At 61.4% G+C, this 18,627-nt stretch carries 17 protein-coding genes; 10 read left to right on the top strand and 7 right to left on the bottom strand.

The window, feature by feature from the left end; all coding sequences use genetic code 11:
- The 4 genes from AB4N85_RS01605 to AB4N85_RS01590 form a co-directional block, all read right to left on the bottom strand.
- Positions 1-591, bottom strand: coding sequence for a YceI family protein (locus AB4N85_RS01605; RefSeq protein WP_016771320.1), 591 nt, complete (start codon positions 589-591; stop codon positions 1-3).
- A 170-nt stretch (positions 592-761) separates the two neighbouring features.
- On the bottom strand, positions 762-1,058 hold the full coding sequence (locus AB4N85_RS01600) for an amidase (protein WP_130901887.1): 297 nt from the start codon (positions 1,056-1,058) through the stop codon (positions 762-764).
- Positions 1,055-2,134 (bottom strand): serine hydrolase domain-containing protein, encoded by a 1,080-nt coding sequence (locus AB4N85_RS01595; RefSeq protein WP_460066685.1) that lies wholly within the window; start codon positions 2,132-2,134, stop codon positions 1,055-1,057. The genes AB4N85_RS01600 and AB4N85_RS01595 overlap by 4 nt, the downstream gene beginning before the upstream one ends.
- Positions 2,135-2,298: 164 nt before the next feature.
- Positions 2,299-3,177 (bottom strand): acyl-CoA dehydrogenase middle domain-containing protein, encoded by an 879-nt coding sequence (locus tag AB4N85_RS01590; protein ID WP_252868924.1) that lies wholly within the window; start codon positions 3,175-3,177, stop codon positions 2,299-2,301.
- A gap of 153 nt (positions 3,178-3,330) precedes the next feature.
- On the opposite strand from AB4N85_RS01590, the gene olsB reads away from it, so the two are divergent.
- A complete protein-coding gene (olsB, locus tag AB4N85_RS01585) occupies positions 3,331-4,086 on the top strand; it encodes an L-ornithine N(alpha)-acyltransferase (RefSeq protein WP_016771324.1) in 756 nt (251 codons plus the stop codon).
- Positions 4,086-4,880 carry a lysophospholipid acyltransferase family protein gene (locus AB4N85_RS01580; protein WP_041478905.1) on the top strand — a complete coding sequence of 265 codons (795 nt, stop codon included), beginning with the start codon at positions 4,086-4,088 and terminating at the stop codon, positions 4,878-4,880. Before olsB ends, AB4N85_RS01580 begins: the two co-directional genes overlap by 1 nt.
- Before the next feature lie 105 nt (positions 4,881-4,985).
- Here the strand turns inward: AB4N85_RS01580 and AB4N85_RS01575 are convergent, their stop codons facing one another.
- Positions 4,986-5,570 carry an acyl carrier protein phosphodiesterase gene (locus tag AB4N85_RS01575; RefSeq protein ID WP_252868923.1) on the bottom strand — a complete coding sequence of 195 codons (585 nt, stop codon included), beginning with the start codon at positions 5,568-5,570 and terminating at the stop codon, positions 4,986-4,988.
- 168 nt (positions 5,571-5,738) lie between these two features.
- Here AB4N85_RS01575 and AB4N85_RS01570 point away from each other — a divergent pair, with 168 nt between their 5' ends.
- From AB4N85_RS01570 to AB4N85_RS01560, 3 genes are read left to right on the top strand one after another with little or no spacing between them, the layout of a single operon-like run.
- On the top strand, positions 5,739-6,041 hold the full coding sequence (locus AB4N85_RS01570; RefSeq protein WP_016771327.1) for an ArsR/SmtB family transcription factor: 303 nt from the start codon (positions 5,739-5,741) through the stop codon (positions 6,039-6,041).
- 34 nt (positions 6,042-6,075) lie between these two features.
- Complete coding sequence (locus AB4N85_RS01565) at positions 6,076-7,242, top strand: MFS transporter (protein WP_150636450.1); 1,167 nt, start codon at positions 6,076-6,078, stop codon at positions 7,240-7,242.
- A 31-nt stretch (positions 7,243-7,273) separates the two neighbouring features.
- Complete coding sequence (locus tag AB4N85_RS01560) at positions 7,274-8,323, top strand: alkene reductase (protein WP_016771329.1); 1,050 nt, start codon at positions 7,274-7,276, stop codon at positions 8,321-8,323.
- Positions 8,324-8,720: 397 nt separating this feature from the next.
- On the opposite strand, the gene emhR is transcribed toward AB4N85_RS01560, so the two are convergent.
- Complete coding sequence (gene emhR, locus AB4N85_RS01555) at positions 8,721-9,353, bottom strand: efflux system transcriptional repressor EmhR (RefSeq protein WP_016771330.1); 633 nt, start codon at positions 9,351-9,353, stop codon at positions 8,721-8,723.
- A gap of 266 nt (positions 9,354-9,619) precedes the next feature.
- On the opposite strand from emhR, the gene emhA reads away from it, so the two are divergent.
- The 5 genes from emhA to AB4N85_RS01530 all read left to right on the top strand — a co-directional run bounded on the left by emhA (position 9,620) and on the right by AB4N85_RS01530 (position 18,129).
- On the top strand, positions 9,620-10,777 hold the full coding sequence (gene emhA, locus AB4N85_RS01550) for an efflux RND transporter periplasmic adaptor subunit EmhA (RefSeq protein ID WP_039762673.1): 1,158 nt from the start codon (positions 9,620-9,622) through the stop codon (positions 10,775-10,777).
- Positions 10,778-10,780: 3 nt separating this feature from the next.
- Complete coding sequence (emhB, locus tag AB4N85_RS01545; RefSeq protein WP_041478908.1) at positions 10,781-13,945, top strand: efflux RND transporter permease subunit EmhB; 3,165 nt, start codon at positions 10,781-10,783, stop codon at positions 13,943-13,945.
- A complete protein-coding gene (gene emhC / locus AB4N85_RS01540; protein WP_252868922.1) occupies positions 13,942-15,402 on the top strand; it encodes an efflux RND transporter outer membrane subunit EmhC in 1,461 nt (486 codons plus the stop codon). Before emhB ends, emhC begins: the two co-directional genes overlap by 4 nt.
- A gap of 368 nt (positions 15,403-15,770) precedes the next feature.
- The gene (locus AB4N85_RS01535) at positions 15,771-17,030 is read left to right on the top strand and encodes an OprD family porin (protein ID WP_252868921.1); all 1,260 of its coding nucleotides are present in this window, start codon (positions 15,771-15,773) and stop codon (positions 17,028-17,030) included.
- Positions 17,031-17,322: 292 nt separating this feature from the next.
- Complete coding sequence (locus AB4N85_RS01530; protein ID WP_252868920.1) at positions 17,323-18,129, top strand: methyltransferase domain-containing protein; 807 nt, start codon at positions 17,323-17,325, stop codon at positions 18,127-18,129.
- A 103-nt stretch (positions 18,130-18,232) separates the two neighbouring features.
- Here the strand turns inward: AB4N85_RS01530 and pcaC are convergent, their stop codons facing one another.
- Positions 18,233-18,625 carry a 4-carboxymuconolactone decarboxylase gene (gene pcaC, locus AB4N85_RS01525; RefSeq protein ID WP_252868919.1) on the bottom strand — a complete coding sequence of 131 codons (393 nt, stop codon included), beginning with the start codon at positions 18,623-18,625 and terminating at the stop codon, positions 18,233-18,235.
- Between the last annotated feature and the right edge of the window lie 2 nt (positions 18,626-18,627).

The following is an 18,627-nucleotide window of genomic DNA, read 5'->3' as shown; positions in this document are numbered from 1 at the left end:
TCAGCGCGCCGTGAAAATCAGCACCGCACCCACCGGCACCGACAGACTGATCGCCGACAGATCGGCGAGTTTGCGCAGGTTTTCCAGGCCAGGCGCCAGATCGAAATCCTCGGCATTGATCACCAGCGGCTCCAGCGTGACCACCTGAAAACGCCGGTCATCGAGACGAGTGGCGAGCAACTCGGCCGGGTATTCGTGCTGCTTGCCGTGCAGGCTGACGGTCAGCGGCAGGCGCAACTCCAGCTGCGCGCCGGGGGCCAGATCGTTGATCGGACGCAGGTCGATCTGGGTAGTGATGGTGGCTGCGGGAAACTGCTCGATCTGGAACAGCTCCTTGCGCATGCGCTCATCGCGCAGCGGAATGCCGCTGTTGATCGATTCGAGCTCGACTTCGACCTCGGCGCGACCGTTGGGATCGACCTTGCCGTGCAGCACCAGAAAGCGCTGCACCTCCGACACGCTGGCATTTTTTGTGCTGACGAACGACAGCCGCGACGACTCGCCATCCAGATACCAATTGGCCTGGGCCGGCAGCGCAACGGCGGTCAACAGCAGACTGGCGAAGGTTGTATAGAGGGAGCGGTTGAACATTGAACACTCGTGGGGGCGATAAACCTGCACGAACCTTAACCGCCCGCCAAGTTATTGCAAGCCCTGTGGGAGCGAGCCTGCTCGCGAATGCAATGCTCCCCGCACAGCATGTATTGCGGCTTGCGACGATTTCGCGAGCAGGCTCGCTCCCACAGGGGAGACCAGATAATTCAAGGATTCAGGCGACAGCCCTGGCGTTCGCTCAGCCATTGCGCGCTGTTACTGCGGCCCATGCCGCTGACGGTGATGGTTTTGCTGGAAACATCATCGGTAAAACCGCTGGTTGGCAGCCATTGCTTTACATAACCACGGCAATACCCGGCATCGTTGTTCATCACATACCGGCACGAGCAATATTCCTTGGCGGTGTAGGCGCTGATGATGTCCGGGAAAGCCCAGAGGTTTTCCCGTTCATACCAACCCCAACCGAGCAGCACGACCAACAGCAACAATAGAAAGCGCTTCATGGCCGCACCGCCTGCAACACGCGTTTGAGCAATTCGTTGTGCTTATAGCTGCCATCACGATCATCGCCGTAACGCACGATCACCAGCTTTTCACTGGGCATCACGTACAACGCCTGGCCCCAATGGCCGAGGGCGGCGAAGGTGTCGGGTGGGGCGTCGGGCCATGGTGATGGTGCGCCACCGACTGGCCGATTGAGCCACCAATGGCCGCCGGGTACGGCTTCGTCCTGATGCGCCTTGTAGCCGGCAAACGGTGTTAGGTTGAACGCGAGCCAATCCTCGGGCAGCAACTGCCGATCGTTCCAGCGCCCGCCGCGCGCCATCAGCAGACCGACCCGCGCCAGATCCCGCGCGGTGAGATAGGCATAGGACGAGGCGACAAAGGTGCCGCTGGCATCGCTTTCCCACACGGCGTGGCGAATGCCCAACGGCTCGAACAATGCTGTCCACGGATAATCGGCATAACGCTCTGCGCCGAACATGGTTTTCAGGGCAGCGGCGAGCAGACTGCTGTCACCGCTGGAATAACGGAAAGCCTGACCCGGCGCGGCGTAGGCGTCGTGGTCCGCAGTGAACGCGGCCATGTCGCGATGGCCGCGGGTGTAGAGCATCGCCACCACCGAAGATTTCAGCGGCGCGTATTCGTAGTCTTCCTGCCAATCCAGACCGGAGGCCCAGTTCAGCAGATGGCCGAGGGTGATCGCCGGGTGTTTTTCCAGCGCTGGGTAGAACTTCAGCGCCGGATCGTCGAGCTTGAACAGGCCTTCGCCGTAGGCCATGCCGAGGAGCGTGGCCAGCAGGCTTTTGCTGATTGACCAGGTCAGGTGCGGAGTCTGTGCAGTGGTCGGAGCGGCGTAGCGTTCGTAGAGAATCTGGCCGTCGCGGATGATCAGCAAGGCGTCGGTGCGGATGCCTTCGCGGGTGGCGTCGTTGCGGGGCGGGAAGGCGTAGGCTTCCAGCGCATCGACGGCCGGGCCGGTGATCTGCGGGGCGATGGGCCATTGCTCGCCGGGCCATTGTTCGGCGCGGACGGTGAGGCTGATCAGCAGCAGGAACAGCGACAGGCCTTTGAACATGGTGGGCGCTCTGGGAATGAACCTGTCGAGACTAGTCGGGGTTTATGACAGATGTATGGTGATTTTGAGGCCGCCTTCGCGAGCAGGCTCGCTCCCACAGTTGATCGCATTTCAATTGAAGAATACCGTCCCTGTGGGAGCGAGCCTGCTCGCGAAGGGGCCGCTCAGGTCACCGCCAAAGCCTTGGCCAACCGCTTGGCCCTCGCCCCCGCCGCCAACTGCATCACGCCCTTGTCCCGCTGCCACATCTGCGCCCACTCCACCGGGCCATTGCCCAATGCCTGGTCCACCTCCCCCGCCAGCGCTTCAAACTGCGCAAACAACCCGCCCAGCAGCACATGCCCGGGCGGATTGTTCGGCGCTTGCCGACTGGCCTCGGCGCACCCGGCCAGCAGCGCCAGCAAACGCAGTTGCAGGGCCTGCGGCCAGTCGCTGTCCTGGCCGACGCCGTACAACCACGCGGTCATGGCGCTGAGCACGTAGACATCTTCAAGGGTGCGAAACGGTTTGACGTAGGCGTCCCAGCCATCGCCAGCGAGCAATTCGCACAGGGCGCCGTCGAGGTACAGGCGGCCGTGGCTGATGTCCGGCATCAACGGCAACGCCGGAAGTTTTTCTACCTTCACGCCGGGCTCGCCGGGATACACCACCGCCAGACTCAGGCGCGGTGTTTCGCCAGGCTCCTCACTGCGCGCAGCAACCAGTAACCAATCGGCGGCGTCGCCTGCGGTGACGAAATCCTTGCGCCCACTCAAGCGCAAATCGCGCAGCCGCGTTTGCATATCGGCCGGACGCAGGCTGCGTTGCTCGGTCGCGCACAAGGCGCCGAGGCTCAGCGGCGCGCTCGGCCACAACATGCGCAGCGCCGCCTGATAACCCACCAGAAACGCCAGCCCCGGCGTCGCCATCCGCCGCCCGCCGGCCACCGCCAATTCGAACGGCGTGACGTTGCCCAGCGTCTGCAACAACGTTGCAAAGCCCTCGGCCAGATCAGCTGCGGCGGGCAAGCGTTCACGGCGGTGCAGCAGATCTGGCCAGGGCATGGGCGCCTCCTTGTGGGCTGTCATATAAGCATCACCGAACGTTCATGGCGATGACACCGGGGCTACATAGCCTGACTTTGCACAACACGGCTGCATAAAGAAAGTCGATCGGCTGCAACCCACGACGGGTTAAAGGCCCGTACGGAGATTCACATGACGCAAATCGCCCGCATCAGCGACACCGGCAATGAACGCCGCCTGCAAGCCGAACGCCTGATCGGCGCCGAAGCCTTGCAGCAAGCCCAGGCCCTGCGCTTCGCCGTCTTCAGCGGCGAGTTCAACGCCAAACTGAAAGGCGCCGAACTGGGTCTGGACATGGATGATTATGATGTTCACTGCAGCCACATCGGCGTGCGTGATCTGAACACCGGGCGCCTGGTCGCCACCACGCGTCTGCTCGATCACACCGCCGCCAGCAGCCTCGGCAAGTTCTACAGCGAAGAAGAATTCAGCCTGCACGGCCTCGCCCATCTGCAAGGCCCGATCCTGGAAATCGGCCGCACCTGCGTCGATCCGGCGTACCGCAACGGCGGCACCATCGCCGTGCTCTGGGGCGAATTGGCCGAAGTGCTCAATCAGGGCGGCTACAGCTATCTGATGGGTTGCGCGAGCATCCCGATGCAGGACGGCGGCATTCAGGCCCACGCGATCATGCAGCGTCTGCGCGAGCGTTATCTGTGCACCGAACACTTGCGCGCCGAGCCGAAAAATCCGCTGCCGACGCTGGATATCCCGTCCAACGTCATCGCCGAAATGCCGCCGCTGCTCAAGGCCTACATGCGCCTCGGGGCGAAGATCTGCGGCGAGCCGTGCTGGGACGAAGACTTCCAAGTGGCCGACGTGTTCATCCTGCTCAAGCGCGACGAACTCTGCCCGCGCTACGCCAAACACTTCAAGGCGGCGGTGTGATGAGCCGGTTGCGGGTGTACGCGCGAATCGCGCGAGTGCTGCTGGTGGTGACGCTGGGGCTGACCATGGCCAGCGTCTTCGGCGTGTTCGAGCGCATTGGTCTGGCGCACTCGATGGAGCGGCGTCAGCGCTGGTCGCGCTTCTTCATGGCGCGGCTGAGCAACGCCCTGCCGTTTCGCGTGAGCGTGCATGGCGAGCTGCCGAAACAGCCGATGCTTTGGGTCAGCAATCACGTGTCGTGGACCGACATTCCGCTGCTGGGCATGCTCACGCCGCTGTCGTTTCTGTCCAAGGCCGAAGTGCGCACCTGGCCGGTGGCCGGCTGGCTCGCAGCCAAAGCCGGCAGCCTGTTCATCCGCCGTGGGTCGGGCGACAGTCAGTTGATCCGCAAGCAGATGACCCGCCATCTGCAAACTGAACATGCACTGCTGATGTTCCCCGAAGGCACCACCACCGATGGCCGTTCGCTGCGCACCTTTCATGGTCGCCTGCTGTCGGCGGCGATCGATTCCGAAGTGATGCTGCAACCGGTGGCGATTCGTTATCTGCGTGACGGCGAAATCGATACGCTCGCACCGTTCATTGGTGACGATGATTTGCTCTCGCACCTGATGCGCCTGTTCAGCCATGACTGCGGCGATGTCCAGGTGCATCTGCTCAAGCCGATTGCCTGTCAGGGCCGCGAGCGCGCGGCGCTGGCGTTCGAAGCGCAGCAGGCGGTGCAGAAGGTGTTGTTTGGTGAGGTGGCGAAACCTGCCGAACCGCGTCGCGCAGGCGATTTGATCGCCGCCTGAAAATACAAATCCCCTGTGGGAGCGAGCCTGCTCGCGAAGGCGTCGTGCCATTCAGCATCTATATTGGCTGAGACACCGCATTCGCGAGCAGGCTCGCTCCCACATTCAGATCTTCAGTGGATCAGAGTTTTGTGCGAAATCCTGCAATTGCGGGTAGAACAGGCTGAAGTCTTCACTCAACGGCTCATACAACCGCCGCAACTCCGCCATTGCCCCGGCCAATTCCTCGGGCCTGGTCAGCCGTCGCGAGATCCCGCGCAGCACCTGTTCCAGCACCTCAAATTCGCGATACGAGCCCAGCCAGTCGTTGGCGACCATGTGCGGGGCGATCTTCGCCAGCCGCTCCGGCAATTGCCGTTCGCGGGACAGCACCTGATAGACGTCTGCGGTGAACTGCTCCAGCGGTCGGTCGGCATACAGCGTCCAGTCCCGCGCCAGGCAATGATCGAAAAACACATCGAGGACGATTCCGGCATAGCGCCGCCGCGTTTCGCTGAAGCGCCCCAAAGCAATGTCCACCAGTGGATGCCGATCGGTGAACACGTCGATGCGCCGATGCAGCGCAATCGCCGCCTCTACCTCGGGGTCGAACTGGCCTTGCAGCCGACCTTTGACGAAGTCGCCATACAGGCTGCCGAGTAACTGACCAGGGCGCTGGCCGCCGAGATGCAAATGCGCGAGATAGTTCATGGGCGCAGCTTAGCACTGCTGTCGCTGCTCCAGCACCCTCGTATCGTTATAACCCGATATAGCGATTTATGCGTTCGTCAGACCGAATTCATATTGGTATATCGCGATCCAACGATTTAAAGTTCGCTCCATCGCGATATATCGCTACTGCCACCACGAGCCCAAGCCATGAACCTCGACCTCGACGAAATAATAAAAGCCCTGGCGCACCCAGTACGGCGAGACATCCTCAACTGGCTGAAAGACCCGAAAGGCGAATTCCCCGAGCAGTTGCACAACCACGAATACGGTATTTGCGCCGGGCAGATCGATCAACGTTGCGGCCTGTCGCAATCGACCGTGTCGGCACACCTGGCGACGTTGCAACGGGCCGGGCTGATCAGCAGCCAGAAGGCCGGGCAGTGGCATTTTTTCAAACGTAACGAGGACGTCATCCAGGCGTTTCTCAGCACCCTCAGTAAAGAGCTCTGACCCTTAACGTCAGCCAGCCGACAAGGAAACCTGCATGCCCCTTTCGCTTCTCATCCTCGCCCTGAGCGCCTTCGCCATCGGCACCACCGAGTTCGTCATCATGGGCCTGCTGCCCGACGTGGCGGCGGACCTCGGCGTGTCGATTCCCGGCGCCGGCTGGCTGGTCACCGGGTACGCCCTGGGCGTGGCCATCGGTGCACCGTTCATGGCGCTGGCCACCGCCAGGTTGCCGCGCAAGGCAGCGCTGGTGGCGTTGATGGGCATCTTCATTGTCGGCAACCTGCTCTGCGCCATCGCCAGCGACTACAACGTGCTGATGTTTGCCCGGATAGTCACCGCGCTGTGTCACGGCGCGTTCTTCGGCATCGGCTCGGTGGTGGCGGCCAATCTGGTCGCGCCCAACAAACGTGCCTCGGCAGTAGCCTTGATGTTCACCGGCCTGACCCTGGCCAACGTACTTGGCGTACCGCTGGGCACCGCATTGGGTCAGGAAGCCGGCTGGCGTTCGACCTTCTGGGCAGTGACCGTCATCGGTGTGATCGCGCTGATCGGCCTGATCCGCTTTCTGCCGGCCAAGCGTGACGAAGAGAAACTCGACATGCGCGCCGAACTGGCCGCCCTCAAAGGTGCCGGCATCTGGCTGTCGCTGAGCATGACCGCGCTGTTCGCCGCCTCGGTCTTCACCCTGTTCACCTACGTTGCCCCACTGCTTGGCGAAGTCACCGGCGTGTCGCCGCGTGGCGTGACCTGGACGCTGATGCTCATCGGTCTGGGCCTGACGGTCGGCAACATCATCGGCGGCAAACTCGCCGACAAAGGCATGGCCGCCACGCTGATCGGCGTGTTCATCGCCATGGCCGTGGTGTCCACGGTGTTGAGCTGGACCAGCGTCGCGCTGATCCCGACTGAAATCACTCTGTTCCTCTGGGCCACCGCGTGTTTCGCCGCTGTGCCGGCGCTGCAGGTCAACGTGGTGACCTTCGGCAAGGCTGCCCCGAACCTGGTTTCGACCCTGAACATCGGCGCCTTCAACGTTGGCAACGCCCTCGGCGCCTGGGTCGGCGGCAGCGTCATCGCCCACGGCTACGGCCTGACCAGCGTGCCACTGGCTGCCGCCGCGCTGGCCGTACTTGCCCTGCTGGTGACCCTGATTACCTTCCGCCAGAACGGCAATGCCGAGCTGGCGCCTGCTTCCAACTGATCAACTTCCTTATCAAGAGAGGCTTTTAGACATGGCGACTATTTTCGACCCGATCAAACTCGGCGACATCGAGCTGAACAACCGCATCATCATGGCCCCGCTGACCCGCTGCCGCGCCGACGAAGGTCGTGTGCCGAACGCGCTGATGGCCGAATACTACGTACAACGCGCCTCGGCCGGCCTGATCCTCAGCGAAGCCACTTCGGTAACACCGATGGGCGTCGGCTACCCGGACACCCCGGGCATCTGGTCCAACGATCAAGTGCGTGGCTGGGCCAACGTGACCAAGGCGATTCACGGCGCCGGTGGCAAGATCTTCCTGCAACTGTGGCACGTTGGCCGCATTTCTCACCCTTCGTACCTGAACGGTGAAGCACCGGTCGCGCCAAGCGCCATCCAGCCAAAGGGCCACGTCAGCCTGGTGCGCCCACTGGCCGACTATCCAACCCCGCGCGCGCTGGAAACCGCTGAAATCGCCGACATCGTCGACGCCTACCGCACCGGCGCCGAGAACGCCAAGGCCGCCGGTTTCGACGGCGTGGAAATCCACGGCGCCAACGGTTACCTGCTCGACCAGTTCCTGCAAAGCAGCACCAACCAGCGCACCGACCAGTACGGCGGCTCGCTGGAAAACCGTGCGCGCCTGCTGCTGGAAGTGACCGACGCCGCGATCGAAGTCTGGGGCGCCGGCCGCGTTGGTGTGCACCTGGCACCGCGTGCCGATTCCCATGACATGGGCGATGACAACCTTGCCGAAACCTTCACTTACGTCGCCCGTGAACTGGGCAAGCGTGGCATCGCGTTCATCTGCTCGCGCGAAAAAGAAGGCGCCGACAGCCTCGGCCCGCAACTGAAAGAAGCTTTCGGTGGCCCGTACATCGCCAACGAGAAGTTCACCAAGGAAAGCGCCAACGAGTGGCTGGCCAGCGGTAAGGCAGACGCCGTAGCGTTCGGCGTGCCGTTCATTGCCAACCCGGACCTGCCGGCACGTTTGCAGGCTGATGCGCCGCTGAACGAGCCGCATCCAGAGACTTTCTACGGTAAAGGTCCGGTCGGCTACATCGACTATCCGACCTTGTAATCAGGCTGTAGCGCAGAAATGAAAAAGCCCCTGACTTTTGAGAGTCAGGGGCTTTTTGTTGTTCGGCTTCAGACTTGTTGCGTGGCACCCGGCGTAGCCCCTCATCGGAACGCCGCCCGCCCAGCCCTCTCCCGAGGGAGAGGGAGCCGATTGCTGTGCTTTTCAAACTTTGAGTTCGGCGGGATATTTCAGATCGGCCCAGCTTGGCCAAACAACCCGGTCGGTCCCCTCTCCCTGTGGGAGAGGGCTAGGGTGAGGGAAAAGCGGCGAAACACGGATTCACAAGAGCTACACAATTTCCCTACAAAATCTGCGACTCGCTACGATTAAACTCCCCGCCGCGATCATCAGCCATGGCGGCTGATTGACATCCTGCCGGGCCATTGCGCATTTTGTTTCATTTGCGCAGGCTTGGGCTCAGGCGCAGCATGTCCAGCCCGGTGTCGACCCAGCGTTCAGCCTCGGCATGCAGTTCGAAGCTGTCCGGGGCCAGCAGCCAGCCGTACAGCAGGCCGTCGATGTAGGCATGAATGCTGATGGCCGCGCGGGCAGTGTCGAGGTCTTCCGGCAACTGGCCGCGATTCACCGCATTACGCAGGGTCAGGCCGATGCGCAGATTGCAATCGAGACTGGCCGTCCGGCGCTGCTGGCGCAGATCGCACATTTCATCGGTGAACTCGCACTTATGAAACAGAATTTCGTTGATGCGCCGGGTTTTCGGGTCCAGTGCAACTTGATGAAACAAATGAATCAGCAACTGTCGCATGCAGCCCAGCGGGTCCGGTTCGTCCTCGCTTTCGCTGGCCTTGGCCAGTTCATCCAGCGGTTCGTGCAGGCTGTCGAGCATCGCCTGGACCAGATCGGCCTTGTTGCTGAAATGCCAGTAGATGGCGCCACGCGTTACGCCGGCGAGGGTCGCGATGTCCGCCAGGGTGGTGCGGGCAACCCCCCTTTCATAAAAGGCTTTCTCGGCCGCTTCCAGAATCTGGCTGCGGGTTTCCTGAGCTTCCTCTTTGGTACGACGGACCATGGCAGTAAAACCTCAAACAGGATGTTTCAGGGATGGCTGAATATCCGCTGAATAAAGAGGGGGCGATCTCTCGTGAATCGACTCCCCGGCCTACAATTTCAAACCTTGCGACGACTTTTGTATCAGGGTGGGTACGCGGCGCAGGTGTTTACAAACAACCATGAACGTAAGTATATTACTTAGCAAGCTACTTATCCACCCGGTGCCCGATTTTTACTCTTTCACACTTCTTGTGCGCTTCATGCGCGCCTGACCCGAGGATCTTCATGCAATTCAAGCCAGCTGTTACCGCTCTGGTCACTGCCGTCGCCCTGGCATCGCTGCTCAGCGGATGTAAAAAGGAAGAAGCGGCCCCTGCCGCTCCGCCCCCTCAGGTCGGCGTCGTCACCCTGCAACCACAAGCCTTTACCCTGACCTCGGAACTTCCGGGCCGCACCAGTGCGTTCCGCATCGCTGAAGTTCGCCCGCAGGTCAACGGCATCATTCTCAAGCGTCTGTTCAAGGAAGGCGCCGACGTCAAAGCCGGTCAGCAGCTTTATCAGATCGATCCGTCGGTCTATGAAGCGACGCTGAAAAGTGCCGAAGCCAACCTGCGTTCGACCAAGTCGATCTCCGACCGCTACAAGCAACTGGTCGATGAGCAAGCCGTAAGCCGTCAGGAATACGACACCGCATTGGCCAACCGCCTGCAATCGGAAGCGTCGCTTCAGACTGCGCAGATCAACGTGCGTTACACCAAGGTCTATGCGCCGATCTCCGGCCGTATCGGCCGCTCTTCGGTCACCGAAGGCGCACTGGTCAGCAATGGCCAGGCCGATGCAATGGCAGTGATTCAGCAGCTCGATCCGATCTACGTCGACGTGACCCAGTCGTCGGTGGAACTGCTGGAACTGCGCCGCGAGCTGGAAAGCGGCCGTCTGCAGAAGGCTGGCGACAACGCCGCCGCAGTCAAGCTGACCCTGGAAGACGGCAGCCAGTACAAGCTCGACGGCAAGCTGGAATTCTCCGAAGTCTCGGTTGACCAGACCACCGGCTCGGTGACCCTGCGCGCCGTGTTCCCCAACCCCGATCACACCCTGCTGCCAGGCATGTTCGTCCACGCCCAGTTGCAGGCCGGCGTCAATAGCGCAGCGATCCTCGCGCCACAGCAAGGCGTGACCCGCGACCTCAAAGGCACCCCGACCGCACTGGTCGTCGGCGCCGACAACAAGGTCGAGCTGCGTCAGCTCAAGGCCAGCCGCACTGTCGGCAGCCAGTGGTTGATCGAAGACGGCCTGAAAGCCGGCGATCGTCTGATCACCGAAGGGCTGCAGTACGTCAAACCGGGCGTCGAGGTCAAAGCGACCGAGGCGACTAACGTCGGCACCAAGAACCCGGCCCCCGCACAGGCAGCTGACAAAGCCGCCGGCGGCAAAGGGGAGTAACCCATGTCAAAATTCTTCATCGACCGTCCGATTTTCGCCTGGGTAATCGCCCTGGTGATCATGCTGGTCGGGGCACTTTCGATCCTGAAATTGCCGATCAACCAATACCCGAGCATTGCGCCACCGGCCATTGCGATCCAGGTGACCTACCCGGGTGCGTCCGCACAAACCGTGCAGGACACCGTGGTCCAGGTCATCGAGCAACAGCTCAACGGTATCGACAACCTGCGTTATGTGTCGTCGGAAAGTAACTCCGACGGCAGCATGACCATCACCGCGACCTTCGAGCAAGGCACCAACTCCGACACCGCGCAGGTACAGGTCCAGAACAAGCTGAACCTGGCCACCCCGCTGCTGCCGCAGGAAGTGCAGCAACAGGGTATCCGCGTGACCAAGGCAGTGAAGAACTTCCTGCTGGTGATCGGCGTGGTTTCGCGTGACGGCAGCATGAGCAAGGACGACCTGTCCAACTACATCGTGTCGAACATGCAGGACCCGATCTCTCGGACCGCCGGTGTCGGTGACTTCCAGGTCTTCGGTGCGCAGTACGCGATGCGTATCTGGCTCGACCCGGCCAAGTTGAACAACTTCAACCTGACCCCGGTCGACGTGAAGAACGCCATTGCTGCGCAGAACGTCCAGGTGTCGTCCGGTCAGCTCGGTGGCTTGCCTGCCGTGCAGGGCCAGCAACTTAACGCGACGATCATCGGCAAGACCCGTCTGCAGACCGCTGAGCAGTTCAAGGAAATCCTGCTCAAGGTCAACAAGGACGGCTCGCAGGTTCGCCTCAAAGACGTGGCTGAAGTCGGCCTCGGCGGTGAGAACTACGCGATCAGTGCCCAGTTCAACGGCAGCCCGGCGTCCGGTCTGGCGGTGAAACTGGCCAACGGCGCCAACGCCCTCGATACCGCCAAAGCGCTGCGCAACACTATCGACAGCCTCAAGCCGTTCTTCCCGCAAGGCATGGAAGTGGTGTTCCCGTACGACACCACTCCGGTGGTGACCGAGTCGATCAAAGGCGTGGTGCACACGCTGGTCGAAGCGATCGCGCTGGTGTTCCTGGTGATGTTCCTGTTCCTGCAGAACTTCCGCGCCACCGTCATCACCACGATGACCGTGCCGGTGGTACTGCTCGGTACGTTCGGCATCCTCGCCGCCGCCGGTTTCAGCATCAACACCCTGACCATGTTCGGCATGGTGCTGGCCATCGGTCTGCTGGTGGACGATGCCATCGTCGTGGTGGAAAACGTCGAGCGGGTGATGAGCGAAGAAGGCTTGTCACCGAAGGAAGCGACGAAGAAATCCATGGGCCAGATCCAGGGCGCACTGGTCGGTATCGCCCTCGTACTCTCGGCGGTACTGCTGCCGATGGCATTCTTCAGCGGCTCGACTGGTGTGATCTACAAGCAGTTCTCGATCACCATCGTGTCGGCCATGGCCCTGTCGGTACTGGTTGCCCTGATCTTCACCCCGGCGCTGTGCGCGACCATGCTCAAGCCGATTCCGAAAGGCGAGCACGGTACCCCGAAGAAAGGTTTCTTCGGCTGGTTCAACCGCAACTTCGACCGTGGCGTGCGCAGCTACGAGCGCGGCGTCGGCAACATGCTGACCCGCAAGGCGCCGTACCTGCTGGCGTATCTGCTGATCGTCGTCGGCATGATCTGGCTGTTCACCCGCATCCCGACCGCGTTCCTGCCGGAAGAAGACCAGGGCGTACTGTTCGCCCAGGTGCAGACCCCGGCCGGTTCCAGTGCCCAGCGCACGCAGGTGGTCGTGGATGAAATGCGTGAGTACCTGCTGCGTCCGAACAAGGACGGTGGTGAGGCGGACGCGGTGGCTTCGGTGTTCACCGTGACCGGCTTCAACTTCGCCGGCCGTGGGCAGAGCTCGGGTATGGCGTTCATCATGCTCAAACCGTGGGGCGAGCGTAACGCCGACAACAGCGTGTTCAAGCTCGCCGCGCGTGCCCAGCAACACTTCTTCAGCTTCCGCGACGCGATGGTGTTTGCCTTCGCCCCGCCAGCGGTTCTGGAATTGGGTAACGCCACCGGTTTCGACGTGTTCCTGCAAGACCGCGCCGGTATCGGTCACGAAAAACTGATGGAAGCGCGTAACCAGTTCCTTGGCATGGCGGCGCAAAGCAAGGTGCTGACCCAAGTGCGTCCGAACGGCCTGAACGATGAGCCGCAGTTCCAGCTGGAAATCGACGACGAGAAGGCCAGTGCCCTCGGCATCACCATCAGCGATATCAACAACACCCTGTCGATCGCGCTGGGCAGTAGTTACGTCAACGACTTCATCGACCGTGGTCGGGTGAAGAAAGTCTACGTGCAGGGCCAGCCGGATTCGCGCATGAGCCCCGAAGACCTGAAGAAGTGGTACGTGCGCAACGCCGAAGGCACCATGGTTCCGTTCTCGGCGTTCGCCAAGGGTGAGTGGGTCTACGGTTCGCCGAAACTGGCGCGTTACAACGGTGTGGAAGCGGTCGAGGTCCTCGGGGCTCCGGCGCCGGGCTACTCCACCGGTGAAGCGATGGCTGAAGTCGAAGCGATTGCCAAGAAGCTGCCGGCCGGTGTCGGTATCTCCTGGACCGGTCTGTCCTACGAGGAACGTCTGTCCGGCTCGCAAGCGCCAGCGCTGTACGCCCTGTCGCTGCTGATGGTGTTCCTGTGTCTGGCGGCGCTGTATGAGAGCTGGTCGATTCCGATCGCGGTCATGCTCGTGGTACCGCTGGGGATCATCGGTGCACTGATGGCTACCAGCCTGCGCGGTCTGTCCAACGACGTGTACTTCCAGGTGGGCTTGTTGACGACCATCGGTCTGGCGGCTAAAAACGCCATTCTGATCGTCGAATTCGCCAAGGAACTGCATGAACAGGGACGCAGCCTGCGTGAAGCGGCAATCGAAGCCTGCCGCATGCGTCTGCGCCCGATCATCATGACCTCGCTGGCCTTCGTTCTCGGTGTTGTGCCGCTGGCGATTTCCACCGGCGCCGGCTCAGGCAGTCAGCACGCGATCGGTACCGGCGTGATTGGCGGTATGCTCACGGCCACGATCCTGGCGATCTTTTGGGTCCCACTGTTCTTCGTTACTGTGTCGTCCATCGGTCAGCGTAAAAAGACCGACGCGGATGAGACTACTGAAACTCCTAAAGAGGCTGGCCAATGAGCAAGTCGCTACTCTCCATCGCAGTCGCTGCCTTCGTGCTGAGCGGTTGCTCGCTGATACCTGACTATCAGCAGCCTGAGGCTCCGGTCGCAGGTCAGTACCCGCAGGGGCCGGCATATTCGCCGGCCCAGGCTCCGGCGCAAGCCGCTGCCGAACAGGGCTGGAAGCAGTTTTTCCATGACCCGGCCCTGCAACAGCTGATCCAGGTCGCCCTGGAAAACAACCGCGACCTGCGTGTCGCGGCGCTGAACATCGACGCTTATGCGGCGCAGTACCGCATCCAGCGCGCCGACCTGTTCCCGGCAGTGTCGGCCAATGCCGCCGGCAGCCGCCAGCGTCTGCCGGCCCGTGCCTCGCAGACCGGCGAGTCGATGATCAGCAGCTCCTACTCGGCTACCGTCGGCGTCAGCGCCTACGAACTCGACCTGTTCGGTCGGGTGCGCAGCCTGAGCGAGCAAGCGTTGCAACAGTACTTCGCTACTGAAGAAGCACGCCGCAGTACCCAGATCAGTCTGGTTGCCAGCGTCGCCAATGCTTACCTGACCTGGCAAGCGGACAAGGAACTGCTCAAGCTGACGCAGGACACCCTCGGTGCCTTCGAAGAAAGCTACAAGCTGACCAGCCGCAGCAACGAAGTCGGTGTGGCTTCGGCGCTGGACCTGGCGCAATCGCGCACTTCCGTGGAAAACGCCCGGGCACAATTGGCGCGTTATACCCGCCAGGTCGCGCAGGACGAAAACAGCCTGACCCTGCTGCTCGGCACCGGTATCCCGGCCAATCTGCAAGCCGCCAAACCGCTGTCTGATGATCTGCTCAGCGACGTACCGGCCGGTCTGCCTTCGGACCTGCTGCAACGTCGTCCGGACATCCTCCAGGCCGAGTACAACCTGAAGGCGGCCAACGCCAACATCGGTGCGGCCCGTGCAGCGTTCTTCCCGAGCATCAGCCTGACCGCCAACGCGGGCAGCCTGAGCCCGGACCTGTCCGGCCTGTTCAAGGGCGGTTCGGGGACGTGGCTGTTCCAGCCGCAGATCAACCTGCCGATCTTCAACGCCGGCAGCCTGCGCGCCAGCCTCGACTACGCCAAGATCCAGAAGGACATTGGCGTGGCGAACTACGAGAAGTCCATCCAGACCGCCTTCCAGGAAGTCGCCGACGGCCTCGCCGCTCGCCAGACCTATACCGAGCAGTTGCAAGCGCAGCGTGACTTCGTGCAGGCCAACCAGGATTACTACCGCCTGGCCGAACGTCGCTATCGCATCGGCGTCGACAGCAACCTGACCTTCCTCGATGCCCAGCGTCAGTTGTTCAGCGCACAACAAGCGCTGATCACCGACCGCCTCGCGCAGTTGACCAGTGCGGTCAACCTGTACAAGGCCCTGGGCGGTGGCTGGAATGCGCAAACCGCGCAGAACGAAGCGCTGAAAGAAGAAGCGCCGAAGATGAAGCTGTTCTGATCCTCGGCTGAATACATTAAGCCCACCTTATTGGTGGGCTTTTTGTTTTTTGAAGATCAAAAGATCGCAGCCTTCGGCAGCTCCTACATTTGAAATGCGTTGCCCTGTAGGAGCTGCCGAAGGCTGCGATCTTTTGCTGTTCGATAACCGCCCAAAACCCGCTTTCAGCAATTGAACCTGAACACACAGTCCCTTCACCATTCGAACCAGAAAACCAATAACAACAAGGTTCGACACCATGCTCCAGCGCCCTGCCCCGCCCGGCTGACCGCCACCGCTGCATCTCAGACCTGCATCACGTTGCCTGCGCCGCACCCGCCGCGACAGCGCAGCCGTTCGCCCTAAAAAAACAAGAGAGACCCAAGTCCATGACAGTTTTCCCTGTGCCCTACGCATTGCCCGCTGTGATCGCCCTGGCCATCGCCGGTCTGGCCCTGCCGGCAAGCGCCGAAGAAGGCGGCTTCGTTGACGGCGCCAAGGTCAACCTCAACCTGCGCAACTTCTACATCAACCGCAACTTCACCAACCCGACCAAAACCCAGGGCAAGGCTGAAGAATGGACGCAGAGTTTCATCCTCGACGCCAAATCCGGCTTTACCCAAGGCACCGTCGGTTTCGGCATGGACGTACTCGGACTGTATTCGATCAAGCTCGATGGCGGTAAAGGCACGGGCGGCACGCAGTTGTTGCCGCTGGACCATGACGGCCGCCCGGCGGACAACTTCGGTCGCACCAACGTCGCGTTCAAGGCCAGACTTTCGCAGACCGAGGTCAAGGTCGGCGAGTGGATGCCGGTATTGCCGATTCTGCGTTCGGACGACGGTCGCTCGCTGCCGCAAACCTTCCGTGGCGGCCAGATCACCTCCAAGGAAATCGCCGGCCTGACCCTCTATGGCGGCCAGTTCCGCGCCAACAGCCCGCGCGATGACAGCAGCATGAGCGACATGTCGATGACCGGCAAAGCCGCGTTCACCTCTGATCGCTTCAACTTCCAGGGCGGCGAATACCTGTTCAACGACAAGCGCACACAGATCGGCTTATGGAATGCGCAGCTCAAGGACATCTACAGCCAGCAGTACCTCAACGTACTGCACAGTCAGCCGCTCGGCGACTGGACGCTGGGCGCCAACCTCGGCTTTTTCTACGGCAAGGAAGATGGCAGCGCGCGTGCCGGCGATCTGGACAACAAGACCTGGTACGGGATGTTTTCGGCCAAGTACGGCGGCAACACGTTCTACCTCGGCCTGCAAAAACTCACCGGCGACAGCGCCTGGATGCGCGTCAACGGCACCAGCGGCGGCACCCTGGCCAACGACAGCTACAACGCCAGTTATGACACCGCTCAGGAACGCTCCTGGCAGTTGCGTCACGACTACAACTTCGCCGCCATGGGCATCCCCGGCCTGACCCTGATGAACCGCTACATCAGCGGCGACAACGTGCACACCGGGACGATCACCGACGGCAAGGAATGGGGTCGCGAATCGGAACTCGGTTACACGGTGCAGAGCGGCACGTTGAAGGATTTGAACGTCAGATGGCGCAACTCGACCATGCGCCGCGACTTCAGCAACAACGAGTTCGACGAGAACCGGTTGATCGTCAGCTACCCGATCAGCCTGCTTTAACCAAACATGCTCCACTGTGGGAGCGAGCCTGCTCGCGAAAGCGCTGCTTCAGTCGACATCTGTGTCGAATATGAAATGGCCTTCGCGAGCAGGCTCGCTCCCACATTTGATTCCCATCACAGATGCATGCCATTGGTCAGGCCATGTAGCGCTTTTGCGGGCGGCAGTTACAGTGAGCAAACCTGAAGGACTCAGGTGCTCCACCCCTTCACGCTTCCGTTTCGTAGTCGGTCTCCAGCTGTGCACCAGGTTGTCATCAGAAGACACCATTTGATCACCGGAGGATCACCTCATGATCACACGCCGCACCACTGCACCCGATTGGGACGCCAAGGCGTACCAGCAGTTTTCCCGTCTCAGACAACGTCCGGTCAACGAATTGCTCGACCGTATCGAACTGCAAAACCCCCAACGCATTTACGATCTGGGCTGCGGCACCGGCATCGCTACGCAGTTGCTGGCCAAGCGTTGGCCGCGTGCGCATTTGCAGGGCATCGACAGCTCGGCGCAGATGCTCAACGAGGCCCGAAGCCTGCCGATCAAGGCCTTGTGGAAACAATCTGATCTGCTGAACTGGCAGCCTGAGCAACCGGCGGATCTGCTGTTCGCCGCCGCTGTGCTGCATTTTCTCGATGACCACGAAACCTTGCTGCCGCGCCTGCTCGATTATCTGAATCCCGGCGGCTGTCTGGCGGCGCACATGCCGGACTGGCGCGATGCGTTGTGGTATCGGTTGATGCTCGACACCCTCGAAAACGGCGGCCCCGGTGGCACACCACTGGGCACACCTGAACTACGCCAGCGCATGGCGGCGCGGCCGTTATTGGCACTGGAGGATTACTACCGGTTGCTCGCGCCCATGACTACGTCGCTGGATATCTGGGAGACCGAGCAGTTGCAGGTGGTTGACGGCAAGTCGCCGGTGTATGACTGGGTGAAGGTCTCGGCGCTGCGGCCGGTGATGCAGGCGTTGAGTTCAGCGGAACAGGCGCGGTTTATCTATCACTACCTGATTCGGGTGCATGAGCATTATCCGCAAGAGGGGGATGGGCATACGTTGTTTGCATTCAAGCGAATATTTATTGTCGCCAGGGTGTGATTCGTTACGGCCGCTACCGCTTTCGCGAGCAGGCTCGCTCCCACAGGGAAATGCATTCCAATGTGGGAGCGAGCCTGCTCGCGAAGGCGTCAGTGCAACAACCTCACTCGCGGGATTCAACCCCGAGTTCATCCCACACCGATTCGGCCAAATGAAACGTCGCGTTCGCCGCCGGTATGCCGCAGTAGATCGAGCTCTGCATGATCACTTCCTTGATCTCGCCACGGCTCACACCATTATTGGCCGCCGCACGCAGGTGCAGTTTCAGTTCGCCCTCGCGGTTCATGCCGATCAGCATGGCGATGGTGATCAGGCTGCGGGTGTGCCGGGGCAGGCCCGGACGCGTCCAGATGTCGCCCCAGGCGTGGCGGGTGATCATTTCCTGGAACTCCGAGTTGAACTCGGTCAGCGTGGTCAGGCTGCGATCGACGTGGGCATCGCCCAGCACCGCGCGGCGGACTTGCATGCCTTCGTCGTAACGTTGTTTCTCGTCCACAA

The organism is Pseudomonas sp. H1_G08, assembly GCF_054681355.1.
This window is presented reverse-complemented; position numbering and strand designations above follow the sequence as displayed.

Bases quoted from the DNA above. Each gene is read 5' to 3' on its own strand.
- AB4N85_RS01605 (WP_016771320.1), bottom strand. From the start codon at position 591: ATGTTCAACCGCTCCCTCTATACAACCTTCGCCAGTCTGCTGTTGACC.
- AB4N85_RS01600 (WP_130901887.1), bottom strand. From the start codon at position 1,058: ATGAAGCGCTTTCTATTGTTGCTGTTGGTCGTGCTGCTCGGTTGGGGT.
- AB4N85_RS01595 (WP_460066685.1), bottom strand. From the start codon at position 2,134: ATGTTCAAAGGCCTGTCGCTGTTCCTGCTGCTGATCAGCCTCACCGTC.
- AB4N85_RS01590 (WP_252868924.1), bottom strand. From the start codon at position 3,177: ATGCCCTGGCCAGATCTGCTGCACCGCCGTGAACGCTTGCCCGCCGCA.
- olsB (WP_016771324.1), top strand. From the start codon at position 3,331: ATGACGCAAATCGCCCGCATCAGCGACACCGGCAATGAACGCCGCCTG.
- AB4N85_RS01580 (WP_041478905.1), top strand. From the start codon at position 4,086: ATGAGCCGGTTGCGGGTGTACGCGCGAATCGCGCGAGTGCTGCTGGTG.
- AB4N85_RS01575 (WP_252868923.1), bottom strand. From the start codon at position 5,570: ATGAACTATCTCGCGCATTTGCATCTCGGCGGCCAGCGCCCTGGTCAG.
- AB4N85_RS01570 (WP_016771327.1), top strand. From the start codon at position 5,739: ATGAACCTCGACCTCGACGAAATAATAAAAGCCCTGGCGCACCCAGTA.
- AB4N85_RS01565 (WP_150636450.1), top strand. From the start codon at position 6,076: ATGCCCCTTTCGCTTCTCATCCTCGCCCTGAGCGCCTTCGCCATCGGC.
- AB4N85_RS01560 (WP_016771329.1), top strand. From the start codon at position 7,274: ATGGCGACTATTTTCGACCCGATCAAACTCGGCGACATCGAGCTGAAC.
- emhR (WP_016771330.1), bottom strand. From the start codon at position 9,353: ATGGTCCGTCGTACCAAAGAGGAAGCTCAGGAAACCCGCAGCCAGATT.
- emhA (WP_039762673.1), top strand. From the start codon at position 9,620: ATGCAATTCAAGCCAGCTGTTACCGCTCTGGTCACTGCCGTCGCCCTG.
- emhB (WP_041478908.1), top strand. From the start codon at position 10,781: ATGTCAAAATTCTTCATCGACCGTCCGATTTTCGCCTGGGTAATCGCC.
- emhC (WP_252868922.1), top strand. From the start codon at position 13,942: ATGAGCAAGTCGCTACTCTCCATCGCAGTCGCTGCCTTCGTGCTGAGC.
- AB4N85_RS01535 (WP_252868921.1), top strand. From the start codon at position 15,771: ATGACAGTTTTCCCTGTGCCCTACGCATTGCCCGCTGTGATCGCCCTG.
- AB4N85_RS01530 (WP_252868920.1), top strand. From the start codon at position 17,323: ATGATCACACGCCGCACCACTGCACCCGATTGGGACGCCAAGGCGTAC.